General features: G+C 64.7%; 1 protein-coding gene. It reads right to left on the bottom strand.

The annotated features are described in order from the left end of the window. The coding region (locus EN914_RS37315; protein WP_164779264.1) for a chloride channel protein at positions 1–714 on the bottom strand (714 nt) is incomplete at both ends.

Genomic DNA, 714 nt, shown 5'->3' with positions numbered 1-714 from the left:
CCCGACAGAAGTCCTGCACAAACGCCGATCGCCACCCAGCCGGCAAGGCCGACAAAAGACACCTCCATGCCGCCCTGAAACGGAAAGATCGGCCCGGGCAGATGCAGCATGGTGCGCTCGACCTCGGCGATAACAGCCGCGACCGCCACCGGAATGAAGCTGCGCGGGGTCCATTCGAATAGCAGCAGTTCGACCGCCAGCATGATGGCGGCGATCGGTGTTCCGAACACCGTGGTCATGCCCGCTGCCGCACCAGCCACCAGCAGGGTCTTGCGCTCGTTGTCGCTGACCGGCAGCATCTGCGCGATCAGCGAGCCGATCGCGCCGCCTGTCATGATGATCGGTCCTTCCGCGCCGAACGGTCCGCCGGAACCGATCGAGATCGCCGACGACAGCGGCTTCAGGATCGCCACCTTGGCGTCGAGTTTCGAGCGCCCGAGCAGGATCGCCTCGATGGCTTCGGGAATGCCGTGGCCGCGGATCTTCTCGCTGCCATAGCGCGCCATCAGGCCGATGATCAGCGCACCGATCACCGGAACGAGGACGGCGGCAAGCCCAAGCGGCGTGTTCTCGAGCTTCAGGTCGGCAAGCGAGAACTGGCCGAAATAGGCAATGTTGGTGGCAAGCCGGATCAGCTTCAAAAGCGCGATGCCGGCAAACAACCCGGCTGTCGCCACCACCACGGCAATGGCGGCGACGAGCAGAACCCTGGGA

Source organism: Mesorhizobium sp. M7A.F.Ca.CA.001.08.2.1, from assembly GCF_003998455.1.
Lineage (GTDB): Bacteria > Pseudomonadota > Alphaproteobacteria > Rhizobiales > Rhizobiaceae > Mesorhizobium > Mesorhizobium ciceri.
The sequence above is the reverse complement of the archived record's forward strand: the minus strand, read 5'-3'. Positions and strand labels throughout refer to the sequence as shown.